This is a genomic window from Chryseobacterium arachidis (assembly GCF_900129245.1).
GTDB classification, from domain to species: Bacteria; Bacteroidota; Bacteroidia; order Flavobacteriales; family Weeksellaceae; genus Chryseobacterium; species Chryseobacterium arachidis.
Genome location: NZ_FQUT01000021.1, coordinates 1 through 13,444, shown reverse-complemented (window position 1 = coordinate 13,444; position 13,444 = coordinate 1). Strand labels below are relative to the sequence as shown.

Here is a 13,444-nt window from a genome sequence, read left to right as displayed (position 1 = left end):
TCTTTGCAATAGTTTTTTGTAGAACTTATATTAAATTTGCAATAAATTATTCAAAAAGTATTCCAAAGATGATATATTCAAGAAACAGAAGACTGAGAGTAAACGAATCTTTAAGAAGTCTTGTAAGAGAAAGTTCTCTTGCCACTAATGATTTTGTAATGCCGATCTTCGTAATGGAGGGGGAAAATAAGGAAGAACCGATCCCGTCGATGCCGGGAATTTTCAGAAGGAGCATAGACCTTACTGTAAAAGAATGTAAAGAGTTATTTTCTTTAGGCGTAAAGGCTGTCAACCTTTATATGAAGGTTTCGGAAGACCTGAAGGACAACACCGGAAAAGAAGCGTGGAACAAAAACGGACTGATGCAGAATACAATCAGAGCGATTAAAGATGCGGTGCCGGAAATGGTGGTAATGCCGGATGTTGCTTTAGATCCTTATTCAATCTACGGGCACGACGGAATTATAGAAAACGGTAAAATTGTAAACGATGCAACGAATGATGCTTTAGCAAGAATGTCTGTGTCACTTGCAGAAGCCGGAGCCGACATTGTAGCGCCAAGCGACATGATGGACGGAAGGGTACAGGTAATTCGTGAAGCGCTGGAAGAAAACGGATTTACGGATGTAGGTATTTTAAGCTATGCCGCAAAATATGCGAGTTCGTTTTACGGGCCTTTCAGAAGTGCTTTAGACAGTGCCCCGAAAGATAATATGGAAATTCCGAAGGATAAAAAAACATATCAGATGGATTTCCATAATTCAAGAGAAGCTTTAAATGAAGTTTTTAAAGATATCGATGAAGGTGCAGATATCATCATGATTAAACCAGGACTTCCGTACCTGGATATTGTTTCTAAAGTTCGTGAAGCGATCGATTTGCCTATTGCAGTTTATAATGTGAGCGGAGAATATGCGATGGTAAAAGCAGCTGCACAAAATGGCTGGCTGGATAATGATAAAACGATCATTGAAAGTTTAACCTGCTTCAAGAGAGCCGGCGCAGATATGATTTTCACCTATTTTGCGAAGGAAGCGGCAATGATTTTAAATAAATAATTTTAAGTCATCATAAAAAGGAAAACACCTCAACCCGAGGTGTTTTTTATTTTATCCAAAGCACATTTTGTAGTATGGACTTTCTGGTGTTATCGGATTTTCGCCGCCGTTATCATTCACACAAACATTTTTCGGACAAAGATACCACCCTGCAGGGCAGTTTCCGTTGGAATCAGGAAATCTGATATTTCCGCCATTCACTTTCAAAAGATCTTTTCTTGCTAATTTTTTCATGATAAATATTTATTTGATTAGTACCTCTAAGTTAATAAAATTTATCACTTGATATTGAAATAATTTATTTGAAAGTAAGTTTTACATAATATTAAAGTCTTTTCCTTTTGTGAATTTAGCCGCAAAAGGAGCCTGATTTCCTGTATATTTCAAGACAAAATTCTTATGGGTTTCTGTATCAACTTTTGCCAAAACCTCAACATTTTGAGTTTGGAAATTAACATCTACATTTACTCCCGATTCCTTTTCCAGATTAATTTCCACACTCTCTGCATAAAAAAGAGAAGTGCTTAAGAAATTAAACTTAATATTTTTCCGGTAAGATTTAGATTCATTCTGCGTAAACTCCGAATAGCTTCTTAAAATTTCAATTCCCGGCGAATCGATATTCGTAATTCTGGATTTTGTTACACCATTTACTTTCACCGAAAAATCTTTTGCATTTTTAATATCACCATTAATTCCGATGTTGAAAAGAGAGGGTAAGGCTAGTCCGAATTCAATCATACTGTCTTTTGTAAATTCAAAATCCGGGATCAGAGCGGGAAATTTCTGAACATTCATCAGTTGGTTTTTAATGGTGCCCAGTTGATCGCTGCCAAATAAATATCCGATCAGATTATTATTGGTTGTCCGCCAGTTTCTGCCATTCCATTCATAGATTTCGCAAAGTAGCGTATCGGTGGAAGAGTGGGGAAGGAGATCCATATCCTGCCATTTGAAAACTTCCTTGGCATAAGGTCTTCTGTTGATAATATTTACTCCAAGATCTAAAGCTAAAAGATCTGTAAGCTGCTGATTGTTTTCCATATTGTTTTAAGTGATGATTATCAGATAAAAATAAGGAATTAAAACAGGATATTTGATATATTATGATAAATCTTACAGCCAGCCTTTTTTGCCGTAAACATAGGTGTCATCGAATTGCTTGTCGCTCATAAATAAATACAGGATCCCTTCGATAAACGGAATGATAGAGGCCGCTCCAAAAGTAATAATATTTAAAACCAATTGAATAACGCCTTCTTTGGTATATCCGAGATAAAATTTGTTTAAGGCAAGCCAACCCACAAGAATCCCCAGTAATGCGGCCGGAATTTTCTTCTCTGAACGATATGGGGCATTGCTTTGCTGATGTTGATCATTGTCTGTTTTTGTGTAACCGTAATTTTCCATTGTAATATTTTTTTTGATGCTTGATTGTCTTTAATCAGTAGTTGTAAAACTTAAAATGTTACAAACTAATTTGTTATAGGTTATATTAAAATATCATAAAAATTTCGCCTTCGCTTTTTAATCTAAAAATTGAATTCAAAAAAGCTTTATCTTTGCCGTTATGATTTTACGAGGAGAAAACTTAATCAAAGAATACGGTCCTAAAAAAGTTGTAAAAGGCGTTTCTGTACAGGTTCAGCAGGGAGAAATTGTTGGTTTGCTTGGTCCGAACGGGGCAGGAAAAACTACTTCGTTTTATATGATTGTTGGTTTGGTTAAGCCTACTTCCGGAAAAATTTTTCTTGATAAGCAGGAAATTACCACCGATGCCATGTACCGCAGAGCGCAGAAAGGTATCGGGTATCTGGCTCAGGAAGCGTCTGTTTTCCGTAAATTATCGGTGGAAGAAAACATCATGGGAGTTTTGCAGCTGACGAAGCTTTCAAAACGCGAACAACAGATTAAATGTGACGAGCTGATCGAAGAGTTTTCGCTACAGCATGTCCGTAAAAACCGTGGAGACCTTTTGTCCGGAGGGGAAAGACGTAGAACGGAAATTGCAAGATGTCTGGCAACAGATCCCAGCTTTATTCTTCTGGATGAGCCGTTTGCCGGGGTTGACCCCATCGCGGTGGAAGATATCCAGAAAATTGTAAGAAGCCTTGTGGATAAGAATATCGGAATCCTGATTACTGATCATAACGTACAGCAGACATTGGCGATTACCAATAAAACCTACATCATGTTTGAAGGAAGAATATTAAAAGAAGGTCTTCCGGAAGATTTGGCAAACGATCCGCAGGTACGAGAAGCTTATCTTGGAGAAAACTTCGTATATCAGAGTATTTTGGATAAACCCAAAAAGAAAAGCTATGCTTACAATATTTGGGCAGGAAATTTCGATTCGAAGGAGCAGTTTCAAGCTTTTGTGGATAAAAACTTTGCCCAGTTTGATGATTTGAGATTATTGCATGGTTTTGGGGACATTGGTTTAACTTCACTGGGAAATTCCGAAATTCAGCATATTTTCAATGATGTGGTGGATAAAAATGCAAACAATTCTTTTGTATTCCAGAAAAAGGAAATTAATTCTCTTTACACTTTAGAGCAGGCAGAAACAGAATCCAAAGCCGCGAGCAGACAGGAGCTGCATTATCTTACAACTTACGTATTCGAAAATTAAATTAAAGCAATTATTTGCTGAAAAATAGAATAAAACGTACCTTTTCTCTGTAAAACGGTACGTTTTTTAGTTAAATTCATTCCTATGGCAAAACCATTCAACAGAACCGTCACCTTATTCGGGATTTATAAACAGCTTGTTCCGTTTATCAAACCTTACCAGTTGATGATTTATGGAACTTTATTTCTTACATTTTTAGGAGCTTTGGCAGCACAGGTTAATCCGTTGGTCTTAAAATACACGGTGGATGAGGTGACAAATCTTACTCACCTTCCGCATCCGATGTCGGAGGGAATTCATGTTTTGGTACTGATTTCCGTGATTTTATTGGGTAAGGAATTATTAAATATTTTCATCAATTTCGGACAGAAATTTTACGGTGAAAAAATCAGGATCAATGTAAGTTCTGTTCTGGCACAGTCTGCCATCGACAAGATTTTGACTTATCGGGTTGCTTATTTTAATGATGAAAACCATGAATCTGGGAAGCTGCAAATCAGAATCGACCGGGGAATTGAAAGTTTGACAAGACTGGTTCAGAACTTTTTCATCGATATGCTTCCTTTATTTTCCAATGCAATTATTGCCCTGATCATCATGTATCTGCAGAATATGTATGTCGGAATTGTTTCTACCATTATCGTCCCGATTTATTTTTACATAAGTTCGTTACAAGCGAAAAAATTGGGTGGAGTCCGTCGACAATTAAGAAATCAGCGGGAACAAAAAACTTCCGGATTGTTGAATTTAATTAATTCCATTATGGTCATTAAAAGTTTTGTCCGTGAAAAGTTTGAAGGAAAAAAACAATACGATCTGCAGATGCAGTTGATGGATAGCCAAATGTTTACCCGTAAAACGAATTTTATATATGATGGTTTAAAAACTTTTATTGAACAGTTTGGAGTGGTTTTAATTATCCTTTTAACGGTTTATCTGGTGTTGGATCAGCAAATGACAATCGGTGCAATCATGCTACACATCATGCTTTTTAATAATGTTTCGGCTCCAATTCGCCAGCTTCACAGGATTTATGATGACATGAATGACGCGATGATCTATGCAGAAGGTTATTTTGATATTTTAAATGCAGATGACGAAAAAGAACCCAACGGAAAGTTTGTAGAAAAAGACATCAAAGGCAATTTTGAATTAAAGAATGTTAACTTTTCTTATCCAAACGGAACTCAGGCTTTGCATGATGTTTCCATGAAAATTGAAAACGGAAAAACTACGGCTTTGGTTGGCTTGAGTGGTGCCGGAAAATCAACGATTATTAATCTTTTATGTAAATTTTATCTTCCCGATTCAGGAGAAATTATGCTGGATCATGTTAATTTAAATGATTTTGATAATACCTCTTTAAGAGATGATCTCGGATTGGTGCTGCAGAAAAATCACATTTTCCAGGGAAGTATCGAAGACAATATCCGGTATGGAAACATGAATGCGAATTTCGAAGAAATAGAAGAAGCTGCGAAAAAAGCCTATCTTCACGAGCAGATTTTAGATTTACCAGAAGGGTACAGGCATGATGCAACACAACTTTCGGGCGGGCAGCAGCAGAGAATTGCAATTGCCAGATTATTCCTGAAAAATCCACCGATTATTTTCTTAGACGAGCCTACCGCAAGTTTAGATGCAATTGCCACAGAACAGATTAAAAATTCTTTGGATGCGATAAAAGAAGGCCGGACGGTGATTATTATTTCCCACTCTCTATCGCAGATCCTAGATTCAGATAAAATTTATGTCATGAAAAAGGGTCGGGTAGTAGAAAGCGGAACACACGATGAATTGGTGCAAATTAATGGAACATACAGAGAAATCTTTGATGCCTCCGCAAGAAGCCTGAATCTGGATAAATTGGTGAATACTTTTAAAGACAATTAATTAAGATAAAAGATAATTTCGTTAAACCTTAAATTCTAAGACCCTCACACGCTCCACCTCAATGAACGACCACTACCTCAAGAAACTCGACCGCGTCACGGCAATTCTCACGCAACTACAATCAAAACCGCTTGTAAGAGCACAAGATCTTGCCCAAAAATTTAATGTGAGTATTCGTACCATTTACCGGGATGTAAAAACATTGGAGAATGCCGGAATTCCGATTGTCGGGGAGGCAGGAAGTGGGTATTCTCTAATGGAAGGCTACAAACTTCCGCCCGTGATGTTTACCAAAGAAGAGGTTTTGAGCTTCATCACCGCCGAAAAACTGATGCAGAAATTTTCACACCAAAGTCTGGGAATCCATTATCAGGCGGCAATGGAAAAAGTACGTTCTGTGTTGAAATATTCGGACCGAAATTTAATACAAAATATCGAAAAGCAGATTGATATTTTTCAGTATCATGCGGCGACGGAAGATACCATAAAAGATGTTCTTCCGACGATTTTAGAAAGCATCGGAGAAAAAAGGCAGCTGATCATGGACTATAAAACCGTTGATGATAAAATTTCAACAAGAACCATAGAAGCAGTAGGTGTTTTTTTTGAATTCAATTATTGGTACATTATGGCTTTCTGCATGTTGAGAAATGATTTCAGACAATTTCGGGTTGACAGGATTTTGAAAATTTCAAAAACTCAACATCCATTTTTAGGAGAGTATGGGCAAATCAACGATTACAGAAAAAATGAAAATGGAAATAAAACGAGGGTAAAACTTTTAGTAGAGAAAAAAATCATGGGATTTCTGGTGAATTCTAAAAAATACTATGGATTGACCCAAGAAACCGATGTAGAAAATGGAAAGGTTGAATTGACTTTCGAAACAGAATCAATTAAAGATGGATTTCCTCGTTGGTTGATTACTTTTGCAGACTATGCAACTATTTTAGAGCCTGAAAGTCTTAAACAGCAATTGAATGATTTATTAACTCAAATTGCCATTAAGCATCAATAAAAACCCCAACACGATGTGTTGAGGTTCAGTCAGATTGATTTGAAGATGGTTTTAAAAGCAAATTTGCAGTCTATATAATTTATTGTCAAAATTTAATTTATGAAATGCATTTTTACCTTTAATTTATCAGGACTGATTTTTCATATTGTAACTTATTAAAGATTTCAGTCTCCACAAAGGCATTAAAAAGCCTAAAATCTCTCCCAAAAAAAAGGCGGCTCGATTCCCAAAGCTCTTAAATAAACATAGCCCTGTCCGCGGTGATGAATTTCATTATCAACGAAATACAAAATATTCTGATACACCGGAAACTCATATTGACCAAATAAATTGAATGTTTCCTGAAAACGTTCTTCCGAAATCTGAGCGAAATATGTATTGATCGTTTCGGTTTCTTCATCCCATTTTTTCAAAAGGTCTTCTTTTGTTTTTGGGTTGAAACCTTCTTCGTTGTATGCTTCCATATTTTTATCAACGATTCCTTTCAAAGCAGGTCCGCCGATACTGATCAATTCAATGGCCAATTTTGCAAATGGTCTCATTCCGCCAACTGAAAATTCAAATAATTCTTTTTCAGGAAATGCTTCGATTACTCTTCTTGTCAGATTTCTGTGACCTTGCCAGTGTTCTAATAATTGTTCTGACGTCATAAATTGTTTTGTGATGGTTGCTGTAGTTGTCATAATTTTAATATTGTTTGTTATTGCTGATACAAAGATAAAACGAGGTAATGACAACAGCTTGTCAGTAGGATTTTAAGAGTGAAAAATATTTTTAAAACATAAAATATTCAACATATTTTTTCCGTTAGAGCAGTATGACAATGTCAGGTAAATAAATAATTTGAGAGTGGTCGGCTGTTGAGGTCGATCATTTTTTTATTCTTCAATGGTTCTGAAAGTTAAGTTCACTCTTGGAGTTTTTACTTTTGTCGTGGGTGGAAGTCTGTGCAGCCAATGATCTTGCGTTATCCCTTTCATGACCAGTAAACTTCCGTTTTCCAGGAATATTTCCACTTTTTCTTTCGTCGTTTTGTGTTTAAATAAAAACTTTCTTTCCGCTCCAAAAGTTAAAGATGCAATTGCTCCGTGTTTTTTCAGATCCTTTTCAGCATCGCTGTGATAGGCCATTCCCTCGCTTCCGTCGTGGTATAGATTCAACAAACAGGAGTTGTACGTTTCTCCTGTCACTTCTTCGCATTTTTGTTTTAATTCCAATAATTCGGGGGTCCAGAATTTTGCATATTTTGTTCGTTTTGAATAGGTATACTCAAATGGTTTTTCTCCAAACCACGCGACTTTTCTTTTGGTTAAAATTAATTTTCCGAAAATAACCGCTTCATCATTCTCCCACGGAATTTTATTGAACAAATAATCATAGTAAAAATCGGATTTTTCTCTGGAGAAAACTTTTCCGTAATAGTGAACGGTTCCGTCGTTGGGAAGAATATTTAAAGGGTAATCGGATATGTCTTCGAATAAACTCATCATTTTTAATAATCTTTAAGCTAAATATTTTTAAACACAAATTGCACAAATATTTTTCACAAATAAACACAACATCTGTGCAAATCTGCGAAAATTTGTGGGAGAAAATAATTAATATAAAAATAGAATTTTAAGAATAAATTTTAGAACTCTCCCAACCCACCATCAATTGTTTCCTTTCACTTCCCCATCGATAACCGCCAAGATTCCCGGAAGACTGAATCACCCGATGACAGGGAATTAAAAAAGCTACAGGGTTACTTCCAATTGCCGTTCCGACTGCTCGTGAAGCGTCCGGATTACCTATTTTTTCTGCTAAATTTCCGTACGTTGATAATTTCCCCATTGGGATTTTAAGAAGGCTTTCCCAGACTTTTAACTGAAAATCACTTCCTTTTAAATGGAGTTTTATGGTGTTGAGTTTCGTCCAGTCTTTATTAAAAATGGACAAGGAATTTTTCTGAAAATCATCCTGTTTTTCAAAAAAAGAAGCATTAGGAAATTTTAAAATTAAATCTCCCAATGCTTTATTTGTATCGGTTTCAAAAGCCATATAACAGATTCCTTTTTCTGTGGAAGCTGCAATTACATTTCCAAAAGGTGTTTCGGAAAAGCTGTAATTAATGTTGAGACTTTTTCCTCCGTTTTTATATTCTGCCGGAGACATTCCTTCGATTTTCACAAACAAATCGTGCAATCTGCTGGTACTTGAAAATCCTGTCTCGTAAGCGGTATCAAACAAACTCGCTTTTTCTTCCTTCAATAAATTTTTAGCATGTTCAAGACTAATGAACTGTAAAAATTTCTTCGGACTTGTTCCTGCCCAATCAGAAAACATCTTCTGAAAATGAGCCGGACTTAAATGAATTTTTTCCGCTACTTCCTCCAAATTGGGCTGAAGCTTAAAATTACTCTGGATATATTCTATCGCTTTCGCAATTCTTTCGTAATCGATCTGGTTTTGTGTAGACATAACATTGAATTTACCTCACAAATTTCCAAAGATTTTCTAATAGAAAAAATCCGATTCTTGCGAAGTTTTAGTCTTGATTAATATGATAATAAGCAAGCATTTTGTAATATAATTTTGCAGCCAGGAATGCACTTGGTTTTGCCATCGGAGAATCCATTAATTCTACAATATCAAATGCTACAACGTTACATTTTTCGAATACTTTTCTTAATAATTCCAACGTTGGATACCATTGTAAACCGCCTGGCTCCGGAGTTCCTGTTGACGGCGCAATTGACGGATCGAAAGCATCTAAATCAATTGTAATGTATACATTTCCTGAAACTTTTTCCAACACGTCATTTACCCAATTTTCGTTATTGGCAATTTCGTGAGCGAAAAATACTCTTCCTTCTGGTAAATATTCCGCCTCTTCGATATCCATAGAACGAATTCCCACCTGCACCAAATTGTGCTTCTGATTGGCTTCAAAAACCGCACAAGCGTGATTGGAAGTAGAACCGTGGAATTCCGGACGAAGATCTGTGTGAGCATCCAATTGAAGAACCGTTAAGTTCTCGAATTTCTCACCAACCGCACGAATAGAACCGATAGAAACAGAATGCTCTCCACCGAAAAGCGTGAATAATTTACCATCATTAGCCAAAAGCTCTTTTGTTTTTTGGTAAACCGCTTCTGTCATGGCTTCCGGTGTAGAATTTTCAGAAACTTCTCCGGCTAAATAAACTCCTTCCAAGTAAGGTTCAGTTTGAGTTTCAATGTCGTAAAGCTCCATGTTTTCAGAAGCGTTTAAGAACAATTCCGGACCTTTATCCGCTCCTTTTCCCCAAGTTGAAGTTCCGTCGTAAGGAACAGTCACCAACATTACTTTCGAGTTCTCTAATGATGCATTCTCTTCAGGAATTCCTGCGTATGTTTTCATGTCTTTATTTAAAAATTAAATGATTTCGGCAAAGATACAAAATACTCTTCGAGTTATAAATTATGAGTGATGAGTTATGAATTTTTAACCTTCATTCTATTTTTTTAATTTTTAAATCCTTTAATCTTTAAATTTTAAAAGTTATTTTTGTTTAAAATTCAAAATATGCCTTTAAAAGCCGTTCTTTTCGATATGGATGGAGTGATTGTAGATACAGAACCATTACATAGAAAAGCTTATTTCAAAACATTCAAGGATTTGGGAATCGAAGTTCCTGAAGATTTATATACTTCTTTTACGGGAGCTTCTACGAAAAGAGTTGCCGAAACTTTAATTGCTCAATTTAATCTAACTCAGACTTATGAAGAAATAGCAAAAATCAAAAGAGATTATTTCAAGGATTATTTTTATAATGATGAAGAATTTGATTTAATTACCGGAGTAAAAGATTTAATAGAACATTATTTTGAGAAAGGGATAAAATTAATTTTAGCTTCCTCTGCGACGATGACCACAATCAACATGGTTTTCGAAAAATTTGAGCTCGAAAAATATTTTAGCGGAAAAATAAGTGGCGCGGATTTAAAAGAATCAAAACCTCATCCTGAAGTTTTTCTTCTGGCTGCAGAAATGGCAAATGAACCTGTAGAAAACTGTATGGTGATTGAAGATTCCACCAATGGAATTTTGGCAGCGCACCGGGCAAAAATATTCTGCGCGGCCTATAGAAGTCCACATTCTAAAAACCAGGATTATACGCTGGCGGATACCGTGGTTTCTGATTATGAAGAATTACAATTAGATAAAATTTCAAAATATTTTTAAGTAAAAAAAGCTCTCAGAATTTGAGAGCTTTAATTTTATATTTTGTTGTTGTCATTCGGAAAGAAACAAAATGTAGTGAAGAATCTCTATAATCTTTTTGAGATTGCTTCGTCGCCTTGCTCCTCGCAATGACGACTATTATTAATACCCCAAAAGTTTCAGTACATCTTCAGGTTCCTGTTTTTCACGGAAAACTTCATAATGCAACTCACCGTTTTCGTCCTTCTGAATCAGTACGTGTCTTGGCTGAGGCATCAGACAGTGATGAACACCACCATAACCACCGATTGTTTCCTGATATGCTCCCGTGTGGAAGAAACCAATGTACAAAGGCTTTGTATCACTGAAAACTGGTAAATAAATGGCGTTGGTATGTTGTTCGGAATTATAGTAATCATCTGAATCACAGGTTAATCCGCCTAAGAAAACTCTTTCATACGTATCATCCCAGCGATTCAAAGGAAGCATGATAAAGTGTCTTGAAATCGCCCAAGTATCCGGAAGCGTCGTCATGAAAGATGAATCGATCATATTCCACTTTTCTCTGTCGTTCTGACGTTTCTGAGAAATAATTTTATAAATGTTCGCGCCACTTTCTCCAACCGTGAAACTTCCAAATTCTGTATAAATATTTGGTTCTTCAACTCCTTCTTCCTCACAGAATTTTTTGATCTGAGAAACTATTTCTTCAACCATATACTGATAATCGTAATCGAACTGCAACGATGTCTTGATTGGGAAACCTCCACCGATATTCAGTGAATTTACTTCGGGAGCAATTTTCTTCAAACGTGCATAAACACGAAGACATTTGTATAATTCGTTCCAGTAATATGCCGTGTCTTTGATTCCTGTATTAATGAAAAAGTGAAGCATTTTCAATCTCGCATTCGGATGCTCAGCAATTTTCTGGCTGTAATAAGGAATGATATCTTTATATCCGATTCCTAATCTTGATGTATAAAATTCGAACTTCGGCTCTTCCTCAGATGCAATTCTGATTCCGATGTCGAAGGTTGTATCAATGCTTTCTGTCAGTTTATCCAGTTCACGGTAATTATCCAAAATTGGCGTAATATTTTCAAAACCACTGTTGATCATATCTGAAATCTTTGCCAGATAATCATCTGTTTTGAAACCGTTGCAGATTACTTCAATATCTTTCGTTACTTTCCCTTCTTTATAAAGAGATTTCACAATATCCATATCATACGCAGAAGAAGTTTCTATAGAAATATCGTTTTTCAAAGCTTCTTCCAACACAAATTTGAAATGACTCGATTTTGTACAGTAGCAGTACCTATAATTCTTCTTATATTCGGTTTTCTCAAAAGCTTCCTTAAACCAACTCTTGGCCTTCTGGATATTTTGAGAAATTCTCGGCAGGTAGCTAATTTTTAGCGGGGTGCCAAACTGTTCAACAACATCCATCAGAGGAATATCGTGAAACGACAAATTGTTCTCAGATACATTGAACTCCTCAGTAGGGAAATACAACGTCTGATCAATAAGTTCCGAGTATTTTATTTTCATTTCTAAAAAGGTGAATTAAGAAATGCAAAATTGCTAAAAAAGTTTGATTTTTTCGCGTTAAATTTATTATAAATTTTCAGGTGTTTTTAGTGAAAATTTCGTCCGGATTATTAATATGTAAACTTCTGAATGTATTCCTGTCTCTTATTTTCAGAAATTCCTAAAGCCTGTTGAATATAAATATCAATTGAACCGTATTTATTGTTGATTTCATTAAAAGCGGCGTCCAGATAATCGGTTTCTACCCAACTTAATTTTTCCAACACTTTTACATCCATTTTTGGATAGAGAAAATGTAAATTTTTGGATAAGTTTAGTCTCTTATCAACTAATTTTTTTCTGTAATTATTCGATAAAAGATATTCGTTGTAAATGGTTTGTTTATCAAATTTTAAAATACTTAAAATTAAAGCAGTAGTAATTCCTGTGCGGTCTTTTCCTGCCGTGCAGTGGTATAAAACCGGTTGATCTGATTCTAAAATTTCGGTGATGATTTTCCTGATGATTTCGGGATTTTCTGTGACGTAATCCTTGTAAAAATCAAGCATTCTTTCATCAGCATCCGAACCGTTGACTTTTCCTTTTAATACTAATTTTTTAGCCTGATCCAATTGGTCACCTTTGTCTTCAAAAGCCGAATAGTTTTTGTACACAATGTCGCTTGGAAGATTGTCCGGTTTTTGAGCAATTTCTTTTGAATTTCTAAGATCAATAATTTCTTTGATTCCTAATTTTTTGATTTCATCAAAAGACCTTTTCTTTAATTGATGAAGATGCCCGCTTCTGTAAAGTTTTCCAGGTTTTAAAGTTCTTCCATCATTATTTTTGATATTAGCAACTTCTCGAAAATTATATACTTTTTTAATCAGAATATCCTTTGTTGCTATATCTTTTCCATATTCGGGTGTGGAAAATTTCTGCGTTTTACATGAGAAAATACAGAATATTGAAATAACTAGAAATGATATTTTGATTGAGTTTTTCATTTTTTTATTTTCCCACTGATTACCTTTAGATTTGCCAAAGGATTTAGCATTAACTTAGATAATAATTATAATTCTGAAGAACCAGAGAAAATAAAGTGAACTAAACAGATTGCCAGA

The 13,444-nt window shown here is 35.5% G+C and carries 13 protein-coding genes and 1 pseudogene; 5 read left to right on the top strand and 9 right to left on the bottom strand.

Features of this window, described 5'->3' with window-relative positions:
* The first annotated feature begins 68 nt into the window (after positions 1–68).
* Entirely contained in the window at positions 69–1,058 is a 990-nt protein-coding gene (gene hemB, locus BUA89_RS21765) for a porphobilinogen synthase (protein WP_072963973.1), read from the top strand.
* A gap of 51 nt (positions 1,059–1,109) precedes the next feature.
* Here hemB and BUA89_RS21760 read toward each other — a convergent pair whose 3' ends face one another.
* The 3 genes from BUA89_RS21760 to BUA89_RS21750 all read right to left on the bottom strand — a co-directional run bounded on the left by BUA89_RS21760 (position 1,110) and on the right by BUA89_RS21750 (position 2,468).
* On the bottom strand, positions 1,110–1,292 hold the full coding sequence (locus BUA89_RS21760) for a hypothetical protein (RefSeq protein WP_072963971.1): 183 nt from the start codon (positions 1,290–1,292) through the stop codon (positions 1,110–1,112).
* 81 nt (positions 1,293–1,373) lie between these two features.
* Positions 1,374–2,102, bottom strand: a complete 729-nt coding sequence (locus BUA89_RS21755; protein WP_072963968.1) for a hypothetical protein — start codon at positions 2,100–2,102, stop codon at positions 1,374–1,376.
* Between the two features lie 72 nt (positions 2,103–2,174).
* Entirely contained in the window at positions 2,175–2,468 is a 294-nt protein-coding gene (locus tag BUA89_RS21750; RefSeq protein WP_072963966.1) for a TM2 domain-containing protein, read from the bottom strand.
* 160 nt (positions 2,469–2,628) lie between these two features.
* Here BUA89_RS21750 and lptB point away from each other — a divergent pair.
* The 3 genes and pseudogenes from lptB to BUA89_RS21735 form a co-directional block, all read left to right on the top strand.
* Positions 2,629–3,354: pseudogene (gene lptB / locus BUA89_RS21745) on the top strand (LPS export ABC transporter ATP-binding protein); the annotation flags it as partial.
* A gap of 501 nt (positions 3,355–3,855) precedes the next feature.
* Positions 3,856–5,583 (top strand): ABC transporter ATP-binding protein, encoded by a 1,728-nt coding sequence (locus BUA89_RS21740; RefSeq protein ID WP_072964072.1) that lies wholly within the window; start codon positions 3,856–3,858, stop codon positions 5,581–5,583.
* A gap of 61 nt (positions 5,584–5,644) precedes the next feature.
* Entirely contained in the window at positions 5,645–6,601 is a 957-nt protein-coding gene (locus tag BUA89_RS21735; RefSeq protein ID WP_072963962.1) for a helix-turn-helix transcriptional regulator, read from the top strand.
* Positions 6,602–6,792: 191 nt separating this feature from the next.
* Here BUA89_RS21735 and BUA89_RS21730 read toward each other — a convergent pair whose 3' ends face one another.
* The 4 genes from BUA89_RS21730 to speB all read right to left on the bottom strand — a co-directional run bounded on the left by BUA89_RS21730 (position 6,793) and on the right by speB (position 9,983).
* Positions 6,793–7,284: a DinB family protein gene (locus BUA89_RS21730; RefSeq protein ID WP_072963960.1), complete on the bottom strand. Its 492-nt coding sequence runs from the start codon at positions 7,282–7,284 to the stop codon at positions 6,793–6,795.
* Between the two features lie 195 nt (positions 7,285–7,479).
* Positions 7,480–8,088, bottom strand: coding sequence for an alpha-ketoglutarate-dependent dioxygenase AlkB family protein (locus BUA89_RS21725; protein ID WP_072964070.1), 609 nt, complete (start codon positions 8,086–8,088; stop codon positions 7,480–7,482).
* A gap of 130 nt (positions 8,089–8,218) precedes the next feature.
* Entirely contained in the window at positions 8,219–9,061 is an 843-nt protein-coding gene (locus BUA89_RS21720; RefSeq protein ID WP_072963957.1) for a bifunctional helix-turn-helix domain-containing protein/methylated-DNA--[protein]-cysteine S-methyltransferase, read from the bottom strand.
* 67 nt (positions 9,062–9,128) lie between these two features.
* Positions 9,129–9,983, bottom strand: a complete 855-nt coding sequence (gene speB / locus BUA89_RS21715; RefSeq protein ID WP_072963955.1) for an agmatinase — start codon at positions 9,981–9,983, stop codon at positions 9,129–9,131.
* A 165-nt stretch (positions 9,984–10,148) separates the two neighbouring features.
* Here speB and BUA89_RS21710 point away from each other — a divergent pair, with 165 nt between their 5' ends.
* Positions 10,149–10,808 carry an HAD family hydrolase gene (locus BUA89_RS21710; RefSeq protein ID WP_072963953.1) on the top strand — a complete coding sequence of 220 codons (660 nt, stop codon included), beginning with the start codon at positions 10,149–10,151 and terminating at the stop codon, positions 10,806–10,808.
* Positions 10,809–10,949: 141 nt separating this feature from the next.
* Here BUA89_RS21710 and BUA89_RS21705 read toward each other — a convergent pair whose 3' ends face one another.
* Together BUA89_RS21705 and BUA89_RS21700 are read right to left on the bottom strand one after the other, a co-directional pair.
* The gene (locus tag BUA89_RS21705) at positions 10,950–12,341 is read right to left on the bottom strand and encodes a type III PLP-dependent enzyme domain-containing protein (protein ID WP_072963951.1); all 1,392 of its coding nucleotides are present in this window, start codon (positions 12,339–12,341) and stop codon (positions 10,950–10,952) included.
* Positions 12,342–12,451: 110 nt separating this feature from the next.
* Positions 12,452–13,327 carry a tyrosine-protein phosphatase gene (locus BUA89_RS21700; RefSeq protein WP_072963949.1) on the bottom strand — a complete coding sequence of 292 codons (876 nt, stop codon included), beginning with the start codon at positions 13,325–13,327 and terminating at the stop codon, positions 12,452–12,454.
* Positions 13,328–13,444: the final 117 nt, after the last annotated feature.